This is a genomic window from Halobacterium wangiae, from assembly GCF_021249345.1.
Lineage (GTDB): Archaea > Halobacteriota > Halobacteria > Halobacteriales > Halobacteriaceae > Halobacterium > Halobacterium wangiae.
In genome coordinates this window covers 2,727,546-2,748,771 of record NZ_CP089588.1, presented here as the reverse complement: position 1 = coordinate 2,748,771, position 21,226 = coordinate 2,727,546, and the positions used below count along the sequence as shown (strand labels likewise).

At 68.4% G+C, this 21,226-nt stretch carries 17 protein-coding genes and 1 tRNA gene; 8 read left to right on the top strand and 10 right to left on the bottom strand.

Annotation, left to right across the window (positions count from 1 at the left end):
- Positions 1-14 precede the first annotated feature (14 nt).
- Entirely contained in the window at positions 15-923 is a 909-nt protein-coding gene (locus LT965_RS14540; protein WP_232701575.1) for a DMT family transporter, read from the top strand.
- Here the strand turns inward: LT965_RS14540 and cdd are convergent.
- The 9 genes from cdd to LT965_RS14495 all read right to left on the bottom strand — a co-directional run bounded on the left by cdd (position 898) and on the right by LT965_RS14495 (position 11,682).
- Positions 898-1,293 (bottom strand): cytidine deaminase, encoded by a 396-nt coding sequence (gene cdd, locus LT965_RS14535; RefSeq protein WP_232701574.1) that lies wholly within the window; start codon positions 1,291-1,293, stop codon positions 898-900. The two genes, LT965_RS14540 and cdd, sit on opposite strands and share 26 nt — an antisense overlap.
- Positions 1,294-1,381: 88 nt before the next feature.
- Positions 1,382-1,720 (bottom strand): hypothetical protein, encoded by a 339-nt coding sequence (locus tag LT965_RS14530; protein ID WP_232701573.1) that lies wholly within the window; start codon positions 1,718-1,720, stop codon positions 1,382-1,384.
- A 138-nt stretch (positions 1,721-1,858) separates the two neighbouring features.
- The gene (locus tag LT965_RS14525) at positions 1,859-3,052 is read right to left on the bottom strand and encodes an ABC transporter permease (RefSeq protein WP_232701572.1); all 1,194 of its coding nucleotides are present in this window, start codon (positions 3,050-3,052) and stop codon (positions 1,859-1,861) included.
- Positions 3,045-4,322 (bottom strand): ABC transporter permease, encoded by a 1,278-nt coding sequence (locus tag LT965_RS14520; RefSeq protein WP_232701571.1) that lies wholly within the window; start codon positions 4,320-4,322, stop codon positions 3,045-3,047. Before LT965_RS14520 ends, LT965_RS14525 begins: the two co-directional genes overlap by 8 nt.
- Positions 4,319-5,887, bottom strand: a complete 1,569-nt coding sequence (locus LT965_RS14515; RefSeq protein WP_232701570.1) for an ABC transporter ATP-binding protein — start codon at positions 5,885-5,887, stop codon at positions 4,319-4,321. Before LT965_RS14515 ends, LT965_RS14520 begins: the two co-directional genes overlap by 4 nt.
- A gap of 35 nt (positions 5,888-5,922) precedes the next feature.
- A complete protein-coding gene (locus tag LT965_RS14510; RefSeq protein WP_232701569.1) occupies positions 5,923-7,071 on the bottom strand; it encodes a BMP family lipoprotein in 1,149 nt (382 codons plus the stop codon).
- Positions 7,072-7,149: 78 nt separating this feature from the next.
- Positions 7,150-8,511: a phosphohexomutase domain-containing protein gene (locus tag LT965_RS14505; protein ID WP_232701568.1), complete on the bottom strand. Its 1,362-nt coding sequence runs from the start codon at positions 8,509-8,511 to the stop codon at positions 7,150-7,152.
- 64 nt (positions 8,512-8,575) lie between these two features.
- Positions 8,576-9,049, bottom strand: coding sequence for a DUF5793 family protein (locus LT965_RS14500; RefSeq protein ID WP_232701567.1), 474 nt, complete (start codon positions 9,047-9,049; stop codon positions 8,576-8,578).
- Between the two features lie 101 nt (positions 9,050-9,150).
- Positions 9,151-11,682, bottom strand: coding sequence for an efflux RND transporter permease subunit (locus tag LT965_RS14495; RefSeq protein WP_232701566.1), 2,532 nt, complete (start codon positions 11,680-11,682; stop codon positions 9,151-9,153).
- 132 nt (positions 11,683-11,814) lie between these two features.
- Here LT965_RS14495 and LT965_RS14490 point away from each other — a divergent pair, with 132 nt between their 5' ends.
- The 5 genes from LT965_RS14490 (at position 11,815) to LT965_RS14470 (ending at position 17,212) form a co-directional block, all read left to right on the top strand.
- On the top strand, positions 11,815-12,591 hold the full coding sequence (locus LT965_RS14490; protein ID WP_232701565.1) for a TrmB family transcriptional regulator: 777 nt from the start codon (positions 11,815-11,817) through the stop codon (positions 12,589-12,591).
- A 91-nt stretch (positions 12,592-12,682) separates the two neighbouring features.
- Positions 12,683-14,332: a type II/IV secretion system ATPase subunit gene (locus tag LT965_RS14485; RefSeq protein WP_349292034.1), complete on the top strand. Its 1,650-nt coding sequence runs from the start codon at positions 12,683-12,685 to the stop codon at positions 14,330-14,332.
- A 1-nt stretch (position 14,333) separates the two neighbouring features.
- Positions 14,334-16,481, top strand: coding sequence for a type II secretion system F family protein (locus LT965_RS14480; RefSeq protein WP_232701564.1), 2,148 nt, complete (start codon positions 14,334-14,336; stop codon positions 16,479-16,481).
- The gene (locus LT965_RS14475) at positions 16,478-17,116 is read left to right on the top strand and encodes a class I SAM-dependent methyltransferase (RefSeq protein ID WP_232701563.1); all 639 of its coding nucleotides are present in this window, start codon (positions 16,478-16,480) and stop codon (positions 17,114-17,116) included. The genes LT965_RS14480 and LT965_RS14475 overlap by 4 nt, the downstream gene beginning before the upstream one ends.
- 25 nt (positions 17,117-17,141) lie before the next feature.
- Positions 17,142-17,212, top strand: a tRNA-Gly gene (locus LT965_RS14470).
- Positions 17,213-17,265: 53 nt separating this feature from the next.
- On the opposite strand, the gene LT965_RS14465 is transcribed toward LT965_RS14470, so the two are convergent.
- Complete coding sequence (locus tag LT965_RS14465; protein ID WP_232701562.1) at positions 17,266-17,460, bottom strand: hypothetical protein; 195 nt, start codon at positions 17,458-17,460, stop codon at positions 17,266-17,268.
- 139 nt (positions 17,461-17,599) lie between these two features.
- Here LT965_RS14465 and LT965_RS14460 point away from each other — a divergent pair, with 139 nt between their 5' ends.
- On the top strand, positions 17,600-19,990 hold the full coding sequence (locus tag LT965_RS14460) for a methyl-accepting chemotaxis protein (protein ID WP_232701561.1): 2,391 nt from the start codon (positions 17,600-17,602) through the stop codon (positions 19,988-19,990).
- A gap of 69 nt (positions 19,991-20,059) precedes the next feature.
- Positions 20,060-21,151, top strand: a complete 1,092-nt coding sequence (locus LT965_RS14455) for an aminopeptidase (RefSeq protein ID WP_232701560.1) — start codon at positions 20,060-20,062, stop codon at positions 21,149-21,151.
- The last annotated feature ends 75 nt before the right edge of the window (positions 21,152-21,226 follow it).

Here is a 21,226-nt window from a genome sequence, read left to right as displayed (position 1 = left end):
TCGTTGCCGTCGGCGTGTCACGGACTCGTGTCGTCGTCCTGTTCGCCGTGGTCGCGCTCACCTGGGGCGGGTCGTTCGTCGCTATCGAGGTCGGGCTGGACGGGCTCCCGGCGCTCCTGTTCGCGGCCTTCCGCCTCGACGTCGCGGCGGTGGTCGCCCTCCCACTCGCGTTCGTCCTGTCCGAGCGCGTGATTCCTCGGACGCGGACCGCCCTGCTGGGCGTCGCCGTGAACGGGGTGCTCGTCGCGGCGTTGATGAACGCGTTCCTCTTCGCCGGCCAGCAGTACACGACCGGGGCGGTCGCGTCGATACTGTTCAGCACGAACCCGGTGATCGCGACGGGGTTCGCGCGCGGCCTCCTCCCCTCCGAGCGACTCGACGGCGTCGAGTTCGTCGGCCTCCTGCTCGGCCTGCTTGGAGTCGGCATCGTCGTCCGGCCGTCGGTCGCGGCGCTCGCGAGCGGGACGCTGGGCAAACTCCTGGTGCTCGTCGGCGCCGCGAACCTCGCGCTCGGCAGCGTCCTCGTCGGCCGGCTGGACTCAGAGCTAGACGCGCTCGCGGAGACGGCGTGGGGACTCGTCGTCGGCGCCGTCGTCGTGCACGCCCTCAGTTTGCTCGTCGGCGAACCCCAGGTGCTCCCGAACTCGTCGACGCTCGTTCTCGCAATCGGCTACGTCGGCGTGGTCGCGACAGCGCTGGCCTACCCGTTCTACTTCGAACTCGTCGACAGCGTGGGTCCCGTCCGCGCTAACCTCGTCTCCTACGCGGTGCCCGTGGTGACTGCAGTCACCGGGTGGGCGGTGCTCGGCCAGCGCGTCGGTCCGGTCACCGTGGTCGGGTTCGGCGTGGTCGCGGCCGGGTTCGTGCTCCTGAACCGGACCGCGTTCGCCGACCTCCTCACTTCCCGAGCATCTCGGGCGTGATCGTGTCCGGGATTAACTCCCCGAGCGTGTACCGCTCGAAGTCGTCACCCGTGTCACAGAGCACCGGCATCTCGTCGTCGCAGAACTCCGCGAGTGTCTGCCGGCACATCCCGCAGGGGGTAACCGCGTCGCGTTCGGCGGACGTGACGACGAGGCGCTCGAACTCCCGGTGGCCCTCCTTGATGGCCTCGCCGATGGCGACCTCCTCGGCGTGGAGGCTGTTGGAGTAGTTCGCGTTCTCGATGTTGCAGCCGACGTACACCTCGCCGGATGCGGTCTCGATGGCGGCGCCGACGGGGTACTCCGAGTACGGGACGTAGGCGTCGTCGAGGGTGTCGCGGGCGGCAGACAGCAGGTCGGCTTCGTCCATGGCCACGTGTTCACCCGGCGCGGACAAAACAGTAGGTGGTGTGCGGTCGGCGACAGCGTGGGATACACTGGCGGTCCCTGGAGCGCCGTCACCGCAGCGCGTCGACCAGCCAGCCGCCCGCACCGAGCAGGATCAGGAAGACACCCACCATCGACGTCGCGGGCTCCGGGAAGAAGAACAGCACCACGCCGACGACGATGAGCACGTCGTAGAGCCCCTCGATCCACCGGCTATCGTCGTCTTCCTGCTCGTCGAGTTCGTCACCGTCCGGCGCGCTCCCGTAGCCGAGGGTCGACCGCAACCCTCGGCCACCCCAGGGTGCCCACGAGGAGGGAGACGCCGGGGAGTCCCGTTCGGTCTCGTACGAGTTCGTCTCTGTCGGGTCGCTGTCGGTGGTCTCGGTGCGTGAATTGCCACGGTCGAACATGCCCACAGGTACGCCTCCGAGACGGTTAGTCGTTGGGCGACTCCGCCCCTCCAGAGTCCGGTTATGGGGCCGCTATGGACCCAGAGGGTGGCGTTAATCCGTTTCGAAGGCGGGTGTTCGTGGGGCCGAACTACCGCCTCACTCGCCCTCGCCGGACTCGTAGTGGTCGCCGGCCGCCTCCGGGAGGCGGGTGCGACCGAACAGCGCGAGCACGACGATGACGGTGACGTACGGGACGGTGCGCACGAGCGGTCGCGGCACCTGGAAGACGTCCCGCGCCTGCAGGGTCAACTGGACGGCGTCGAGGCCCGCGAACAGCATCGTCGAGAGGAACGCCCCGATGGGGTTGTAGTTCCCGAACAGGTAGGCGACGATGGCGATGAACCCCTTGCCGTTGACCATCGTCGGACCGTTCCCGGTGAACTGACCGATGCCGAGCGCGAGCGCCGCGCCGCCGACACCAGCCAGCACACCCGACAGCAAGACCGCGACGTAGCGCACGCGGTGGACGTTCACGCCGGCGGTGTCGAGGGCCTTCGGGTTCTCGCCGCTGGCGACCACCCACCGCCCGAACGCGGTGCGGTTGAGCGTGTACCACGACAGCGCGACGGCCGCGAACATCAGGTAGACCGTGGGGTTGGCCTTGAACAGTGCCCCGAAGAACGGGATGCCGACGAGCGACGACTGGAGGTCGAGGACGCCGACGACCGGGAGTTCGACGACGAAGCCCAGCGGCGTCGTGACGAACTCCGACACGAAGGGCACCGTCATGTTCGGGAGCGACTGGAACGTGGGGACGCTGTCGGAGGTCGTCCCCCCGTAGATGACGGAGGACGCGAACGGCGCGAGGCCGAGTGCGATGAGCCAGACGGCCAGCCCCGCGATGATCTGGTCGGCGCGGAACTCGATGCAGACCACCGCGAACAGGCCGGCGAGCAGCGTGCTGGCGACGACGCCGCCGAGCAGCCCCATCCAGACGCTGCCCGTCAGGTCCGTCGCCCAGATGCCGGTGAACGCGGAGATGATGAGCAGCCCCTCAAGACCGATGTTGATGACCCCGCTCTTCTCCGCGAAGATGCCACCGAGCGCGGCGAACGCGATGGGAACCGACAGCCGCAGCGTGGCGCCGAGTGTCGAGTCGGCGAACACGATGGCGAGGAGGTCTCTCGCCGTCGAGTCGGGCGCGAAGATGCCCGTCGCGAGCAGTCCGAGCGCCGCGAGCAGCGAGACGCCGATGACGATCTGCTGGAGGAGACTGCGCCCCTCGAACAGCCGGCCGTGAGCGCCCCGGACGGCAGCCTCGGTGCGCCCGCGGATGGACGCGTCACTCATCGGACCCACCTCCGCCGTCCGCGGCGACGGGCTGTGTCCCGGTCGGCTGGACCGAGTAGAACTTGCGGCCGGCCATCCGGAAGAACTCCGGCATGGCGACGAACAGGATGATGAGTCCGCGGAGCACGCCGACGAGCTCCGGTGGCACGTCGGAGCCGACCTGCACGACGATGGAGCCGCTCTTCAGCACGCCGAAGAGGAACGCCGCGAAGCCGACGCCGAGCGGGTTGTTGCCCGCCAGGATGGAGACCGTGATGCCGTCGAAGCCGTACGACGGGACGCCGGTCTGGAAGTTGCCGAGCACCATCAGCACGTAGACGGCGCCGCCGACGCCGGCGAGCGCGCCCGACAGTGCCATGCTGGAGACGATAGTGCGGTCGGCGTCCACGCCGCCGTACTCGGCGGCGTCCGGCTGGAGACCGCTCGTGCGCACGTCGTAGCCGAACGAGGTTCGCGTGAGCACGTACCAGATGCCGAGGAGCGTGAGCACGCCGAGCCCGAGCGCGACGAGCGAGAAGTCGTCGCGTGCCCGGAACAGCAGCGACGGGAACAGCGAGAAGTCGGGGAGCGCGACTGTCTGGTCGGCGAAACTCTCCGGGTCCTTGAAGTGGTCGGACACCAGGTAGAGGGCGACCGACGTGGCGACGAAGTTCAACATGATCGTCGTGATGACCTCGTTTGCGTCCGCGTACGCCTTCAGCGCGCCCGGGAGCGCCCCGTAGGCGCCACCGCCGAGCGCACCGAGCAGGATGCCGAACGGCAGCAAGAGGAGCGTCCCGACGACGCCGAGGCCCGAGAACGTCGGTGCGACGTAGACGAGGACGACCGCGGTGAGCAGTGCGCCCACGACGAGCTGGCCCTGTGCCCCGATGTTGAAGATGCCCGCGCGGAACGCGATCGCGACCGCGACGCCCGTGAAGATGAGGATGGTCGTCTCCGCGAGCGTCGTGGCGAACTGGCCGTTCGTCGGGTTGTTGACGACGTCCCCGAGTGCGCCGAGGAACAGTTTGTCGTAGACGGAGATCGGGTCGTAACAGAACCCCATCGAGAAGATCGCGTCCCCGCCAACCAGTCCGGTGATCAGACTGCCCGGGAACGCAAGCGTGTACACTGCGGTCCCGCAGTCGGTCATGCGACCGGCGGCGAGGATGATGACGGCGCCGATGAGGATCGAGAGGAGCAGTGCGGAGAGGCTGATGAACAGTCGCTCGACGCCCGAGGCGTGTACGAGCCGGGTCATCGCGGCCTGCGCCCGGTCGCGCAGGTTCACGACTCCACCTCCGGCGTTGCCGTCTCCGCGCTCGGATAGTCCTCCGGGTACTCACCGGCCATCAGCAGGCCGAGGTTCTCCTCGCTGATCGCCTCGGGGTCGACGACGGCCATCAGGTCGCCGTCGTGCATCACCGCGAGGCGATCGGAGAGCCCCTGGACCTCGTCGAGTTTCGAGGAGACGAGCAACACCGCACGGTCGTCCTCGCGCAGCCCCAGCAGGCGGTCGTGGATGAACTCCTGGGAGCCGATGTCGACCCCGCGCGTCGGGTGTGTGGCGACGACGAGTCGCGGGTCGCGTTCGAACTCGCGGCCGACGATGAACTTCTGCTGGTTGCCGCCAGACAGCGACGCGGCGTCGTTGTCGGCGTTCGGCGGGCGCACGTCGTACGCCTCGACGACGTGTTCGGCGTGGTCCCGCGATTGCTCCCAGTCGATGCGGCCGCTCCCGGCGAACGGCGCGCTGTGCTGGCTGCCGAGGATGCCGTTCTCGACGAGGTCGAACTCCATCACGAGGCCGCGCTCCTGGCGGTCCTCGGGGATGTAGGCCATCCCGTTGTCGATCCGTTCGCGCCGCGAGTCCTCCGAGAGGTCTCGGCCCTCGAACGTGACGGTGCCGGACTCCGGTTCGCGCAGGCCGGTGATCGCCTCGATCAGTTCGGACTGCCCGTTCCCGTCGACGCCCGCGATGCCGAACACCTCGCCCTCGCGGACGCTGAACGAGACGTCGCGGACCGCCGGGACGTCCCGGTCGTCGCGCACCGAGAGGGAGTCGACGCCGAGTACCCGCTCGCCGACGTCGGCTGGCTGCTTCTGGACCTCCAGGATGACCTCGCGGCCGACCATCAGTTCGGCGAGTTCCTCCCGGGACGTCTCGCCGGCGTCGACCGAGCCGACGTGCTTCCCGTCCCGGAGGACGGTGACGTCGTCGGCAGCGTGCATCGCCTCACCGAGTTTGTGCGTGATGAAGATAACCGTCTTCCCCTGTTCGGTGAGTTCGTCGAGCACGCCGAAGAGGTCCTCGACCTCCTGGGGCGTGAGCACCGCCGTCGGCTCGTCGAGGATGAGGATGTCCGCGCCACGGTAGAGCGCCTTCAGAATCTCGACGCGCTGCTGGACGCCGACGCTCGCCTCGGCGACGGTCTGGTCGGGGTCGACGTCGAACCCGTAGCGTTCGCTCAGTTCGACGACCTCCCGGCGGGTAGCCTCCTGGTCGACGGCGAGGCCACCCCACTTCCGGGGTTCGTTGCCGAGCGCGATGTTCTCGGCGATGGTCATCGGGTCCACGAGCATGAAGTGCTGGTGGATCATCCCGATACCAGCGTCGATGGCGTCCCGCGGGGAGTCGAAGTCACGGGGTTCGCCGTTCACGACGATGCGGCCGTCTGTGGGCTGGTACAGCCCGTAGAGGACGTTCATCAGGGTCGTCTTCCCTGCGCCGTTCTCGCCGAGCAGCGCGTGCACCGTGCCGCGTTCGACGGAGAGGTTTACCTCGTCGTTGGCGACGACGCCAGGGAAGCGCTTCGTGATCGATTCGAGTCGGACAGCCGCGTCCGTTTGGCTCATTTCGTACAGTTACCAGTGAAGTGGAGTCGACGCGCTTAGACGTTCGACGGGTCCTGCGGGACCGAGATGTCTCCGGCGATGATGCCGTCGCGAGCGTCGCTGACGGCGGTCTTCGAGTCCTCGGGGATCTCCGAGCCGAGCTGCTGACCGTAGACGCAGGCCACACCGTCCTGCTCCAGGCCGAGCGTCGTGGTACTGCCACCCTCGAACTCGTCGTTGACCGTCGCTTCGACGGCGTTGTACACTGCCGTGTCGACGCGCTTGACCATGCTCGCCAGGATGACGTCCTGGTAGCTGTCCTTCGTCACGGACTGGTCGCGGTCGACGCCGATGGCGAACCGACCCTGCTCCTGGGCCGCCTGGAACACACCGGTGCCGGTGTTGCCGGAGGCGTGGTAGACGACGTCCGCGCCGTCGTTGTACATCGCGAGGGCGGCCTCCTGCCCGCCGCTCGGGTCGTTGAAGCTACCCACGTAGGACGTCTGGACCTCGATGTTCTCGTCGACGGCCTGAACGCCCGCCTTGAACCCTGCCTCGAACTTCCCGATGAGCGCGCCCTCGACGCCGCCGACGAAGCCGACGGTCGAGGCCTCCGGGTTCGTGGAGCCGGCACCCGCTTCGAAGCTCTGGGACGTCAGCATCGCAGCGAGCACGCCGACGAGGTACGAGCCCTCGTGCTCCTGGAAGACGTAGTTTCCGACGTTGTTCGCCTCGACGACGGAGTCGACAATCTGGAAGTTCTGGTCGGGGTAGCTCTCGGACGTCTCACTGAGCGCGTCCGCCTGCAGGAACCCGATACAGGAGACCAGGTCGTAGTCCGGGTCGGTGGAGCTCGCGAGCTGCTGCTGGTAGTTACTGAACTGCGGGACGTCGTCGGGCTGGGTCTCGTCGTACTCGACGTTGAAGTCCTCGGCAGCCTGCTGGATGCCCTGCTGGGCCTGGTCGTTGAACGACCCGTCGCCGAGTCCGCCCGTCGCGTACACCATCCCGATCTGTGTCGGGTCGGACTGCTCGGTCGTCGTCTCGGTGTCCGTCCCGGAGTCGTCCGAGGTCGTGGTCGTCGAGGTCGTCGTGTCCTCGTCGCCGTCCGAGGGGCCGCCGGTACAGCCAGCGATGCCGCCGAGACCGACCGCTCCAAGTCCCGCCGTTGCCTTGATGAACTCGCGCCGATCGAAGTCGGACATAGTTGGCTCTAACGAGTAGTACGTACCCTGATAAAAGCGTCGTTTCAGGGGGCGACCGGCCAGAAATCGTCGTCCGGCTCAGGCCGAACGCACGGCGTCCTCGACGACGGCGGCGACGTCGTCTACCAGTGCGTCGACGTCGTCGCTCTCGGCGTACACGCGGACGTACGGCTCCGTCCCGCTCGGACGCACGAGCGTCCACGACGCGTCCGGGAACTCGAGGCGGACGCCGTACTCGGTGTCGACCTCGGCGTCGGGGTAGGCTGCGGGCAGTGCTTGCGCGAGTTCGTCCATCGCGGGGACCTTCCGGTCGTCGGCGCAGTCGACGCTGACCTTCCGGTACGGACGCTCGGTGACCGGTTCGCGGAGCGGTGCGAGTCCGCCTTCGTAGGCCACGAGTCGCGAGAGCACCGCGGCGGACGCGATGCCGTCTATCCAGCCGCCGAACCCGGTGTGGACGTGTTTCCACGGCTCCGCGGCGAACACCACGTCGTCGCCCCGGGCCTCGGCGGCCGCGATGCCCTCGTGGAGCGCACCGAGTCGGACGCGCTCGACGCGACCGCCGGCCTCCGCGACGCGCTCGTCGATGCGCGCGGACGCGTTCGGCGTCGTCACGACCACCGGCTCCGCGGCGTCGCTCTCCCGGGTGTAGTGTTCGGCGAGAATCGCGAGGACGGTGTCCTCGTGGACGACGTCCCCGTCGCCGTCGACGACGACGATGCGGTCGGCGTCGCCGTCGTGGGCGATACCGAACACCGCGTCGCTATCGGCGACGAACGCGCGCAGGTCGGTGATCGTCTCCGGCGTCGGCTTGCTCGGTCGGCCGGGGAAGTGGCCGTCCACGTTCGCGTTCAGCGTCACGACGTGGGCGCCGAGTCGCCGGAGCACCTGTGGTGTGGCGAGGCTCGCGACGCCGTTCCCGCAGTCGACGACGACGGTCTGGCCGTCGAGAGGCGCGCCGAACTCGCTGGCGTACGTAGCGACGGCGTCGCGGTAGTCCGTGAGCACCTCGACGGACTCGGAGCCGCCCCACTCGTCCCAGTCGGCGTACGTCGCGGCCCCGTCGACGCGGTCCGCGACGGCTCGCTCGCGCTCGCGGTCGTACTCCGAGCCGTCCACGAACAGTTTGATGCCGTTGTCCTCCGGTGGGTTGTGGCTGGCGGTCACCTGCACCCCTCGGCGGTTCCGGGAGGCGTAGGCGAGCGCGGGCGTCGGCAATACGCCAGCTCGGTGCACGCGCGCCCCTGCGGCTTCGAGCCCGGCGGTCATCGCCGCGACGAGCGCCGGTCCCGTCTCGCGGCCGTCGCGAGCGACCACGAACTCGCGGTCGCCGTCCCCCCGTGCCTCACCGCCCGCCGCGGTCCCGACAGCGAGCGCGAGTTCCGGGTGCACGCGCTCGACGGCGTCTCCTCGGATACCTGCCGTACCGAACAGTTCCATGTCCGGAGGGAGCGGACGCTCGCACTTAGCTCCCGGTGATACGGCCGTCGAAAGAGCGTGGTCCCTACAGTTCGATGCCGCTCGGGATGAGGCTGTCCCCCCGGAGGAGGTCGCCGTCCCGGCTGTAGACGAGGAACGTCGACTTGTCGTAGACGACCAGCTCCTCGCCGTCGACGCGTATCTCTACGCGGTAGCGGCCCTCGTCGTCGTCCGTCGCCTCGCCGTAGCGGCGCGCCGCGCGGATGAACGTGAAGACGTCCTCGGCGTCCTCGTTCAGTTCGAGGACGAAGTCCCCCGTGATGCGGTTGGTCACCGCGACGACGCCAGACGCGCCCCGTTCTTCGACGTCGTCCGTGAGGCGGAACGTGGCGTCAGTTTCGCCGGCGTCGAGCAGTTCACCGTCGTTGTCTGTGAGGTGGTCCCGGAGGTCGTCGACGTCGCCTGTGAACTCGATGACGACGTTCGGCTTGCTCGGCTCGCCGCCCTCGTCGACCCAGTCGACGCCCGTCACGTCCAGTTCGAAGTAATCCCGGCGCATTCCCTACGGGACAGTTGGGGCGACGGGGAAATGAACGTAACGCCCGTGTTAGCCAGCGGACCGGTCCGGCTGACCGTCCCGTCGTCGCGTCGGGGCGGGCGTCAGGAGTGAACCGCGTCCGCCTCAGCGCCCCGGTAGCGGTGCCAGAGTGTCAGCAGGCTCGGCAGGACGACGACGCTCGCGACGAAAGCGAAGACGATGGTCGCACTCGTCACCGCGCCGAATCGCCGGAGCGAGGGGACGAGCGCGAACACGAGTACCCCGAACCCGGCCGCCGTCGAGACGGCGCTGGCGAGCAGTGCGCCGCCCGTCCCGCTGACGGTCGCGTCGAGTGCGTCGGAGACGTCGGTCGTCCCGTCGAGTTCGTGGACGAACCGCTCGCTGACGTGGATGGCGTAGTCGACGCCGAGCCCGATCGCGATGCTCGCGATGACCGCCGTCTCCGTCGTGAACGGGATGTCGAAGAGGTACATCGTCCCGAGGATCCAGCCGAGTGCACCGACGACAGGGACCAGCGTCACGGCGCCGAGCAACGGCGCGTCGTACCGCCGGTAGAACAGGACGGTGAGGAACGCGAGGATGACACCGAGCGTCAGCAGGAACGTCTCGACGAGCGTCCGGAGCAGGTCCCGCTGGACGAGTTCGTCGACGACCGGTGGACCGGTCGCCGTGGCGGTCAGCTCGGAGTCTCCGGCCACCGTCTCGGCGACCGAACGCATCTCGGTGGTTATGGTGGCCGTCGGCGCGCTCGCGGAGACCCCGACCCGCACGTTCAGCGCACGGTAGTCGCCGTCGACGCGGTGGAGGACCGTACTCGCCGCGGCCGGGTCGTTGGCGAACAGCGCGTCGTAGATCACCGCGAGGTTCTGGTCGGGGACACCGTCACCGTCGTCGTCGTTGCGCTCGACGAGCGCGGCGAACGTCTCGTTCTCGGCGGCCGTCTCGCGGACGAGCGCGAGCGGACTGTCGAGGTCCGGACGGCCGTTCGCTAGCTGGACCGCCGAGGTGGTGTCGGCGACAGCGGACTCGCCCGCTGCGACCCGTTCGAGCGTGTCGGGGTCCGTGACAGACCCCTCGACGAGGACGTACGCCGTCGTCCTGTCGCGCGACTGCACGAAGTTATCGTTAAGGAAGACAACGTTCTCGCGGAGCTGGTAGTCGCTGGGCGCGAACGGACCGGGCAGCGAGTCCATCCACTCCGGCGATTCCCGGGGGAGGAAGTCGACCTGGTCGATCGACGTGTCGATGTCGGTCGCGGCGTAGCCGCCGGCCGCGCTCGTGACCAGCGCCAGTGCCACGATGGCGATGGGTGCGCGACGGGCGACGGTCGTCCCGACGCCGACGACGCGGTTCGCGACGCCCACCGTCCCGAACGCGCGCTTGCGGTGGTCGAAGCCGAACCGTTCGAGGACGGCGTCTACCTCGAGTTTGACCGTCGGCAACAGCACCGCGAAGACGACGAACGCGGAGACGATGCCCGCGGCGCTCACGAGGCCAAACTCCGCGATGGGCTGGATTGGGCTCACCGTGTTCGAGAGGAACCCGACGGCGGTCGTGAACGTCGTCGCCGCGAGCGCGACGGTGACGCCCGCGAGGCCGACTCGCATCCCGCCCCGGGGCGACAGCGTCTCGTCGGCGAGTCGCGCCTCCCGGTACCGCATCACGACGTGGAGCGCGTAGTCGATGGAGAGGCCGACGACGAGGAACGGGACCGCGATGAGTATCTGGGTGACGCCGATGTCCATCCAGCCCATGAACCCACCCATCCAGACGAGCGTGAGCACCGTCCCGGCGAGCGCGAGGACGACGTCCACCGGGTCGCGGTACGCGATTCCGAGCACGAGGAGGATCAACACGAGCGCGACGGGTGTGATGAGCGCGAAGCTCTCCCCGGTGGCCTTCCCGGCTTCCTCGTCGACGATACCGGCGCCGAAGACGAACGCGTCCCCGGAGCGGATCTCGTCTGCGGCGAGACCGCGGGTCGCGAGCTGAGCGTCGACGACGTCGGTCGACAGCGAGTCGCCGCCGTCGGTCTGCTGGAAGACGAAGAGGACGCGCGCCGAGGCCGTCGTACTCCCGGGTTCGTAGTCGGTCGCCAGCAAGGTGTAGGGGTCCACGGTGCCGCCGCGCGCCGCCTCGGGGTCAAGGGCAGTCCGGACGGCGTCTTCGACCTCGGCCGCGGACATCGACTCGATCTGGGCGATCTGTTCGTTGAGCGTCGGCTGAGCGACGGGCGGTCCCTGGGACTCGGCGTGGATGGCGGCGGTGGCGACGAGGTTACCGATGCCGACGGTGGGCTGACCGTCGCGCAGCGTCGGCCCGACGGTTCCGCTGCCGCGGACGGCCCGCTGGAACCGCAGCGTCTCGAGCAGCGACTCCTTCGAGAGGACGTCGTCGCCGCGCACGACCACCTGCATCGAGGTGACGTCCTGGTCGTCCGGCGAGAAGTTCTCGCGGACGTACGTCAGTTTCTCGGCCTCAGTGGAGTCGCCGCCGAAACTGGAGATGGAGAGCCCGGCGTCCACGTTGGCGGCACCGACACCCATGACGACGGTCGCCACGAGCAACACGGCGAGGACGTACCGACTGTACCGTGCGAGCAGGTCGGCGTACCGGTCGGCGATGTCGGCCATTGCCCCGACAGAGCGCCCCGACCGATATAATAGTTTGTAGAATAGTACAACACGTATGTCGAGCGGGACATCGCAGTCGGCCGGGGACGCGAAACGTCTTGCCCGTGTAGCGTACAGGGGTGACTACGAGCGATGAGTGCACACGAGGCTGTGGCCGCGCTCCGGGAACTCGGGCTGTCGAACTACGAGGCCCGGGTGTTCGTCGCGCTCCAGCGACTCGGCGGCGGGACCGCACAGGACGTCGCGCGGGCGTCGGAGGTGCCCCGGTCGCAGGTGTACGGCGCCGCCGAGGACCTCGCGGCGCGCGGACTCGTCGAAGTCGTCGAGTCCTCGCCGAAGACCTACCGGCCGGTGAGCCTCCAGCGGGCGCGCGAGCAGCTCCGGGCCAGCGTCGAACGCCAGCACGAGCGTGCCTTCGACAACCTCGAGGCGGTCCACGAGGAGCGCGCTGACCACACCGACGAGAGCGACGTGGCGACGCTCCGCGGCCACGACCCGATCCAGGACCGGGCCGCGGCGCTCGTCACGAACGCGGACGACCACGTGCTCCTCGTCGGGCCACGCGACGACGACCTTCGCGACGACCTCGTCGCTGCGCTCGAAGACCGCACCGCGGCGGGCGTGGACGTCGCAGTCGTCACCGACGACCCAGCAGTCCGGCAGCGATTGGGCGCGGACGTGCGCGTCGTCTGTTCGCCGGCCAGTGGGGACGACGGCTACGCCGGCCAGACGCTCCTCGTGGACGACGCGACGGTCCTCTTGTCCGTCCCCGCGGACGACGACTACACTGGGCCCGTCGACGAGGTGGCGATGTGGACGGCGAACACGAGCATCGGCCACATCCTCGCGCGGTTCGTCCAGGCCGGCATGGAAGCGGGCATGGACGAGGACGTGGACACCGACGAGTAGCGTCGGTCGTCGACCTGTCGGCCTCGTCGCCGCCCGGCGCGTTGTCGGACAGTCTTTAAGTTCACGGGGGAGAAGATGGGGGTAGCTATCGATGTCGAAGGACTTCCTCGCGGACCTCGACCGGCAGATGGACCGCCTCCGACACCGTGCGAGGCGCGCCGCCGAGGTGCTCCGCGGGTCCGCCGTGGAGGTCACAGAGTACGACCCCAGGGCCCACGGGCCGCTCGTCTCCTTCGACGGCCTCGACGGGTACGAGGAGGTCGACCGGTACTGGGTGAACGCGCCGTACGCGTTCGTATACATCGGCTTCGACGCGGCGAACGACGAACACCGCTACCACGTCGTCGAACCCGGCCTCGACGACTTCGAACAGGACCTCCTCGAGACGCTGTACGACGACATCCGCGACGCGCTCATCTACGACGCCGTCTACGAACCCGAGGACCCCGAGTCGGTGCTCAAACAGCAGATGAAGCAGTTGCTGGAGGAGTACGGCGTGGAGGTCGACATGAACGCGTTCTACCGCCTCTTCTACTACCTCCACCGCGCCTTCGAGGGGTTCGAGAAGCTCGACCCGCTGATGAAAGACCCCTACATCGAGGACGTCTCCTGCGACGGCTACGAGGTGCCGCTGTTCGTCTACCACTCCGAGTACACGGACATCGAGACGAACGTCAGCTACCAGCAGGAGGAACTCGACGGCTTCGTCGTGCGCCTCGCCCAGCAGTCGGGGCGGCACATCTCCATCGGCGACCCCGTCACCGAGACGACGCTGCCGGACGGCTCGCGGGCGGAACTCGCACTCGGTGAGGAGGTCACGCCCCGCGGGTCGGCGTTCACCATCCGGAAGTACTCCGAGGACCCGTTCACGCCCGCGCGACTCGTCGACCTCAACACGTTCGACCTCGACCAGATGGCGTACCTCTGGCTCGCCATCGAGTCGAACAAGAGCCTCCTGTTCGCGGGCGGCACGGCCTCCGGGAAGACCACCTCGATGAACGCCATCTCGATGTTCATCCCGCCACGCTCGAAGGTGCTCACCATCGAGGACACGCGGGAGCTGTCGCTGTACCACGAGAACTGGCTCTCCTCGGTCACGCGGGAGTCCATCGGCGAGGGCGAGGACATCACGATGTACGACCTCCTTCGCTCGGCGCTCCGCCACCGCCCCGAGTACATCGTCGTCGGCGAGGTGCGCGGCGACGAGGCGATGACGCTGTTCCAGGCGATGAACACCGGCCACACGACGTACTCGACGATGCACGCCGACAGCGTGCAGACGGTCATCAACCGCCTGGAGAACGACCCCATCAACGTCCCCCGCGCGATGATCCAGAGCCTCGACATCCTCTGTGTGCAGACGCTCACGCACGTCGGCACCAAACGGGTGCGGCGCAACCGCGTCATCGCCGAGATCGAGGGGATCGACCAGCGGACCGGCGACCTCGACTACTCGACGGCGTTCGAATGGAACGCGACCGACGACTCCTTCTCCCAGCGGGACTCCGTCGTCCTCGACGAGATCCGCGAGGAACGCGGCTGGTCGCGCGGGGAACTGCTCCGGGAGCTCCGCAACCGGAAGCTCGTCCTCCAGTACCTCACCCGGCAGAACGTCGAGGACTACCGGCAGTTCACCGCACTCGTCAACGAGTACTACGCCCAGCCGGAGCGCGTCGTCGAACGCGTGAAAGCGGAACTGGACGAAGACGTGGTCGTGGACGCGCCGGGTGTCGCCGAGTAGTATGGCGCTCGTCTACCTGCCTCTCGCCGTCGTCTTCGCGGCACTGATGCTGTTCGCCGTCGCCCAGTTCGTTCCAGCGCTCGACCGAATGGTCTCGCGCGTCGCGCTCGCTGCGTTCGGCAGGTTCGCCCGCGGCCAGCAGGACGCGAACCAGGAGAAGGTCGACGCCCTCCGGGGTGCTCACGTCCCCCAGACCTACCGGCTGTACGCCGCCCGGACCTACCTCTTCGCGTCGACGGCGGCGCTCGCCGGTGCAATCCTCGGCGTCTACCTCGTCGCGGGCGTCCTCGTCTTCGTCGGGACCGCACCGGAGAGCTTCCAGCAGCAGTTCCCGGCCGCCGTCCAGGGGCTGTTCGCCACCGGCGTCGGCGAGTTCTCCGTCGCCGAACTGTTCGCCATCTTCGTCGCGTCGGGCGCCACGGTCGGCCTGGTCGCCGCGGTGCTCACCTACCAGGTTCGGTGGCTGCTCCCGAGCTACCAGGCCGGCGAGCGAGCGCGGCGTATCGACGCGTCGATGGAGCGCACCGTCGCGTTCATGTACGCACTCTCCCGGAGCGGGATGGCGCTCCCGGAGGTCCTGCGCATCCTCGCGCGGAACCAGGCGGTGTACGGGGAGAGCGCCCGCGAGATGTCCGTCGTCGTCAAGGACGTCGACATGTACGGCTCGGACATCCTGCGTGCGCTCGAACGTCTCGGCGACCGTACACCCAGCGACGAACTCTCGGAGTTCTCCGAGAACCTCACGAGCGTCCTGAAGAGCGGCCAGAAACTCCCGACGTTCCTCAAACAGGAGTACGAGTACTACGCCGACGAGGCCGAGTCAAAACAGGAGCAGTTCCTCGAACTGCTCGCGACGCTCGCGGAGGCGTACGTCACCGTCTTCGTCGCTGGCCCGCTGTTCCTCATCACCATCCTCGTCGTCATCGGCCTGACGATGGGCGGGACACTCGACTTCCTCCGCGTGACTGCCTACCTGCTCGTCCCGCTGGCGACCGCCGGGTTCGTGGTCTACCTCGACAGCATCACGGAGACGGCGACCGGCAGGCCCGACGACGAGGAGAGGGGAATCGAGTCGGGCGCGCGCTTCAAGTCCATCCCCCGGGCGGCTGGCCCAGTCCGTAGCGACGGCGGCACGGTGGCGTCGGACCCGCCGGTGACCGCGGGGAGTACGACGAACCGCGAACGCCTCGAGGTGCACGAACTGCTCCGTCCCGTCCTCTACCGCCTCAGACACCCGCTCGCGGTCGTTCTGGAGACGCCGACGGTGCTGTTCTGGGTGACCACCCCTGTCGCGGCGTGCTACCTCCTCGTCCAGTGGTGGCCGCAGTTGCTGGCTGGCTCCACCGAGATCACGGCGTACGACGACCCACTCGTGCACGCGGCGCTGTTCGTGCTCGGGTCGTTCGCGGTCGCCTACGAGGTTCACCGCCGTCGGCTGAAGGCCGTGGAGGCGGGGGTCCCCGACTTCCTCGACCGGTTCGCCAGCACGAACGAGGCCGGGATGTCCGTCGTCGAGAGCTTCGGGCGGACCGTCGGCAGCAAGCTCGGTGCACTCACGCGCGAACTGGAGCGCACCTGGGCCGACGTCCAGTGGGGCGCACGCGTCGAACACGCTCTCCAGCGGTTCCGGAACCGGGCGAACACGCCCGCCATCTCCCGGGTCGTCACACTCACGACGAACGCGATGAACGCCAGCGGCGACCTCGGTCCAGTGCTCCGCATCGCCGCCAACGAGGCGAAGGCGACGCGACGGCTGGAACGCGACCGGCGGAACGAGCTGCTCACGTACGTCGTCGTCATCTACATCTCCTTCTTCGTGTTCCTCGCGATCGTCATCGCCCTCGACACCATCTTCATCCCGAACATCCCCGTGGCCGAGGCGGCCGCCGCCCCGACCGACGCCGCGGCCAACGGTGCCGGGGCCGCGGCCGACGAGGCGGTGTCGACCGGGCCGTTCTCCGAGTCGACGCAGCTCACCCAGGCCGACAAGGACCGCTACAGCATCGTCTTCTTCCACACGGGACTCGTCCAGGCGGTCTGCTCGGGACTCGTCGCCGGACAGATGGGTGAGGGGACCGTGAAGGCGGGCGTGAAACACGCCGCCGTGATGCTGACGATCGCGTACGCGCTGTTCGTCCTCATCGGATGACCCGGGACGTCCACCACACGTACGACCGCATCGCCGACCACTTCGCGCAGACCCGCGAGTACCCCTGGCCGGAGGTCGAGTCGTTCCTCGACGACCGCACCGCGGAGACGGCCCTGGACATCGGCTGTGGCAACGGCCGGCACGCGGAACTGCTCGCAGCGCGCGCGGACCGCGTCCTCGCACTCGACGCCAGTCGCGGCCTGCTGGACGCTGCCCAGGAGCGCGCCGCGGACCGCGGCTTCCAGGTCGCCCTCGTCGCGGGGGACGCGGCCCGACTCCCCCTCCGCGCTGCCAGCGTGGACCTTGCGGTGTACGTCGCGACCCTCCACCACCTCCCGAGCAGAGCCCTGCGCGTCGACAGCCTCGACGAACTCGCGCGCGTTCTCTCGGCCAGCGGCGCCGCCCTCGTGAGCGCGTGGAGCACGGAACACGACCGATTCGACGCCGACGAGGGCTTCGACACGACCGTCGACTGGACGCTCCCCGGCGGCAAGACCGTCCCACGGTTCTACCACGTCTACGACCCAGCGGAGTTCCGCGCGGACCTCGACGCGAGCGCGCTCGCCGTCGACGACGCCTTCGTCTCCAGCGGGAACTGCTACGCTGTCGTCCGCGGCGAAGGGAAACGCCCATAAACGACGGAGGGAAAGTTGGGAGCGAGCACCGGTGGTCTAGTGGCAGGACCTGAGCCTTCCAAGCTCATGGCCCGGGTTCAAATCCCGGCCGGTGCACTTTCTGTCGCGAACGAACGTGAGAGAGCGACGAGGCTGGAGGACCGTCGAGGTCAGTAGCCACCGCCGTCGGAGAAGCAGCGACCGCACTTGCTCGCCTGCTTGTCGGTGACCGCCTGGTCGACGTCGACCCTGTCGAGTTGGCCGTCGGAGAGGTACTTGGTGGCGCCACAGACGGTTCGGCCGTGCGAGTCTCGGGACCCGTGTTTGTGTACCGTGTTCGTGGTCGTGTTCAGGATTCCGTCCATGTCACACGTTACCAGGGGCGGCGGCATAGTTCTGCGCCCAAAACACATTGGTCGCTCGGTGGAACGCGCGGAGGACGGTTCTCAACTGTGAAACCGTCGTCAGTATCTTTATGTGTGTGGTCACTCCGGCTCTCAACGAATGTCGCTTCGCTCGCTGGCGAGCCGGGTCGCACGTCGCCTCACTCCGGGGTTCGTCCGCCGGAGCTACCTGGCGAAGTTCGGCGCCGCCCTGCTGGTCGTGGTACTGTGCATCGGCGCCGTCGGGGCGGCGACGTACGTCGAGACGTCCGACCAACTGAACGAGCAGTCCCGTTCGGAGTACACGACGGCCGCGGAGTTGAGCTCCGCGTCGGTGTCGGAGTGGCTCGACGAACGGACGAACAACGCGCGGATGCTGGCGCAGTACGACGTGCTCGTCGGCGGGAACTACTCGCGCATCCAGTCGTTCCTCGCGGAGGAACTCGCGAGGATGCCCGACGACGTGCGCAACGTCCACTACGTCAACTTCCAGTCCCGCGAGAGCATCGCGAGCACCGACCCGGACATGCGCCGGCAGCGCCTGAACGCTGACAGCGCGCCGTGGAGCACACAGGACATCTCCTATGGCGACGACGACGTGTACGTCTCGGAGCCGTACGTCAAAGACGGCGCCACGCGAGTGGCCTTCGTCGCCCGCATCGACGCCGACTTCGGGCTACGGTCTGCGGTGGTGCTCACGACGGACCTCGGCGACGTGACGACGAACTTCCGGCAGCCCACTGCGAACAGCAACACGCAACTCGTGAGCGCGTCGGGCGACGTCCTCGCGGACGACAGGGCCGTCGCGAAACTGGAGCCGTACGCCGAGTCCAACAATTCCACTGTCGTCGCGGCGGCGGGCAGCGGTGACAGCGGGTTCCTCGGTGACGGCGAGGCTGCACGGTCGTTCGACGAGCCCCACGTCGTCTCCTACGCACCCGTCGAGGGGACCGAGTGGGCGGTCGCGCTCCACGTCCCGACGAACGAGGCGTTCGCACTGCGCACTACCGTGACGACGCGGTTGCTCGTGATGGTCGGCGTGGCGCTCGCCGGCCTCGCGTTCATCGGCCTGACACTCGGGCGGGGGACGGTCACCGCGCTGAACGTCCTCGGTCGGAAGGCCGACGCGCTCGAACGCGGCGAGTACGACACGGACCTCGAGGTGGGCCGCGAAGACGAAATCGGTGGCCTGTTCGCCTCGTTCGCGAGCCTGCGAGACACCGTCGAGGAACGCATCACGGCGGCCGAGCGCGAGCGGGAGTCCGCCGAGCAGGCCAGGGCCGAGGCCGAGGACGCCACGGAGCGCGCGGAAGCGGCCAAACAGGAGTCCGAGCGCCGCGCAGAGGCACTCCGGGAGACGGCCGCGTCGTTCTCCGCGTCGATGGCGGCGTACGCGGACGGCGACCTGACGGTGCGACTCGACGAGTCAGTCGAGCAGGACGCGATGGCGGACGTGGCCGCGTCGTTCAACGAGATGGCGGCGGCGATGGAGGAGACCGTCGCGGGCGTCGTCTCGTTCGCCGACGAGGTGGCGGGCGCCAGCGACGAGGTGTCCGCCCGCGTCGAGTCCGTCGAGCACGTCGGCCAGGACGTGGCGTCGTCCGTCGACCGCATCAGTGACCGGACGGCCGAACAGCGCGACGAACTGGAGTCCGTCGCCGTGAAGACAGACGACATGTCCGCGACCATCGAGGAGGTGGCGGCGTCGGCCGACGAGGTGGCCGAGACGTCGCGCACCACCGCGGACCTCGGCGACGACGGGCGCGACGCGGCGGCCGACGCGGTCGATGAACTCCGGGACATCGAGGCCGAGACGGAGCGCACCGCGGCCGCCGTCCGAGAACTGGAGTCCCAGATGGCGGACATCGAGTCCATCGTGGACGTCATCACGGACATCGCGGAGCAGACGAACATCCTCGCGCTGAACGCGTCCATCGAGGCCGCTCGCGCCGGCGAAGCGGGCGACGGCTTCGCGGTGGTCGCCGAGGAAGTGAAGCAACTCGCCGAGGAGACCAAGCAGTCCGCGGGCGACATCGAGGCACTCGTCACCGACGTGCGCGAGCAGACCGACGAGAGCGTCTCCGCGATGGGGTCCATCCGCGAGCGCGTCGGCGACGGCGTCGAGACCGTCGAGGAGACCCACGACACTCTCGAGACGATCGTGGAGAGCGTCGAGGAGGCAGACACCGGCGTGCAGGAGATCACGCGAGCGATGGACGAACAGGCGTCGTCCGTGGCGGACGTCGCCGGCGCCGTCGACGACGTGGTGACCCTCGGGGAGGAGACGGCCGGGGCGGCCGAGAACGCAGCGGACGCCGCCGAGGAGCAGGCGAACACGCTCGCGGAGGTGACCGAGCAGGCACGCTCGTTGTCGGACCGTGCCGAGGCCCTCCGCGACCGCGTGGACAGTTTCGAAGTCGACAGCGACACCTCACTGGACGCGGACCCGGGAGCGACACGGGAGCCGACGGAGACCCGGGCGGACGGCTTCGAGTGGCAGGGCGAACAGTAGTCCTGTCGCGGTACGCGTCGAGATACCCGGAAACCACACCCTTTTGGTCGGTGCACTGGCGCACCGTGTATGGACGAACGGATCCGTCGACACGCGGAGGTCCTGGTCGACCAGTGTGCAGCGGTCGAACGGGGAGACATGGTGCGGGTGAACGCGCCGGCCGTCGCCGAGGACCTGGTGGTCGCCGTCTACGAGCGACTCGGCGAGATCGGCGCGCGACCGACGCTGGCCTGGCGGAACTCCCGGGCGAGCAGGGCGTTCGACCGGGCGATGGACCCCGAGGACTACACCCGCTCGGACCACACGCTGGCGATGCTGGAGGAGACCGACGCCTACATCGGCATCAACGGTGCGCGGAATCTGGCGGAGACGAGCGACGTCTCACCGGAGAACATGACGGCGGCGCGCCGCGAGAACAAGGACCTCCAGGAGGCCCTCAAAGAGACGCGCTGGGTCGGCACGCAGTATCCGGCACCGGGGGACGCACAGAAGGCGGGGATGAGCACGGAAGCCTACGAGGACTTCGTCTACCGCGCCGTCGACCGCGACTGGGACGCCCAGCGCGAGTTTCAGGCCCAGATGGTCGAGATCCTCGACGACGCCAGCGAGGTGCGCATCGTCTCCGGGGAGGAGACGGACCTCACGATGTCCGTCGACGGGATGATCGCCGAGAACGACGCCGACGACAACAACATGCCGGGCGGCGAGGCGTTCACCGCGCCCGTGCCGGACAGCGTCGAGGGGACCGTCCGCTTCGACAAGCCCCGGATGTGGCGCGGCGAGGAGATCCTCGACGCCCGCCTGACCTTCGAGGACGGCGAAGTCGTCGAGTACTCCGCCCGCCAGAAGGAGGACGCCCTCGAGGAGATCCTGAACACAGACGACGGCGCTCGCCGAATCGGCGAACTCGGCATCGGGATGAACCGCGGCATCGACCGCTTCACCTACAACATGCTGTTCGACGAGAAGATGGGCGACACCGTCCACCTCGCGCTCGGCAGCGCCTACGACGAGAACGTCGGAGAGGACCGCGAGCAGAACGACTCGGCCATCCACGTCGACATGATCACCGACATGAGCGAGGACTCCTTCATCGAGGTGGACGGCGAGATCGTCCAGCGCGACGGGACGTTCATCTTCGAGGACGGGTTCGAGGAGTAACAGTGCGGTCGGCGGTCGCTGTAGCGGTCAGCGGTAAATGAGCATACTCGGCGGAGCGAAGCGGAGCCGAGTTTT

Bases quoted from the DNA above. Each gene is read 5' to 3' on its own strand.
- cdd (WP_232701574.1), bottom strand. From the start codon at position 1,293: ATGGACGAAGCCGACCTGCTGTCTGCCGCCCGCGACACCCTCGACGAC.
- LT965_RS14530 (WP_232701573.1), bottom strand. From the start codon at position 1,720: ATGTTCGACCGTGGCAATTCACGCACCGAGACCACCGACAGCGACCCG.
- LT965_RS14525 (WP_232701572.1), bottom strand. From the start codon at position 3,052: ATGAGTGACGCGTCCATCCGCGGGCGCACCGAGGCTGCCGTCCGGGGC.
- LT965_RS14515 (WP_232701570.1), bottom strand. From the start codon at position 5,887: ATGAGCCAAACGGACGCGGCTGTCCGACTCGAATCGATCACGAAGCGC.
- LT965_RS14510 (WP_232701569.1), bottom strand. From the start codon at position 7,071: ATGTCCGACTTCGATCGGCGCGAGTTCATCAAGGCAACGGCGGGACTT.
- LT965_RS14505 (WP_232701568.1), bottom strand. From the start codon at position 8,511: ATGGAACTGTTCGGTACGGCAGGTATCCGAGGAGACGCCGTCGAGCGC.
- LT965_RS14500 (WP_232701567.1), bottom strand. From the start codon at position 9,049: ATGCGCCGGGATTACTTCGAACTGGACGTGACGGGCGTCGACTGGGTC.
- LT965_RS14495 (WP_232701566.1), bottom strand. From the start codon at position 11,682: ATGGCCGACATCGCCGACCGGTACGCCGACCTGCTCGCACGGTACAGT.
- LT965_RS14490 (WP_232701565.1), top strand. From the start codon at position 11,815: ATGAGTGCACACGAGGCTGTGGCCGCGCTCCGGGAACTCGGGCTGTCG.
- LT965_RS14485 (WP_349292034.1), top strand. From the start codon at position 12,683: ATGTCGAAGGACTTCCTCGCGGACCTCGACCGGCAGATGGACCGCCTC.
- LT965_RS14480 (WP_232701564.1), top strand. From the start codon at position 14,334: ATGGCGCTCGTCTACCTGCCTCTCGCCGTCGTCTTCGCGGCACTGATG.
- LT965_RS14475 (WP_232701563.1), top strand. From the start codon at position 16,478: ATGACCCGGGACGTCCACCACACGTACGACCGCATCGCCGACCACTTC.
- LT965_RS14465 (WP_232701562.1), bottom strand. From the start codon at position 17,460: ATGGACGGAATCCTGAACACGACCACGAACACGGTACACAAACACGGG.
- LT965_RS14460 (WP_232701561.1), top strand. From the start codon at position 17,600: ATGTCGCTTCGCTCGCTGGCGAGCCGGGTCGCACGTCGCCTCACTCCG.
- LT965_RS14455 (WP_232701560.1), top strand. From the start codon at position 20,060: ATGGACGAACGGATCCGTCGACACGCGGAGGTCCTGGTCGACCAGTGT.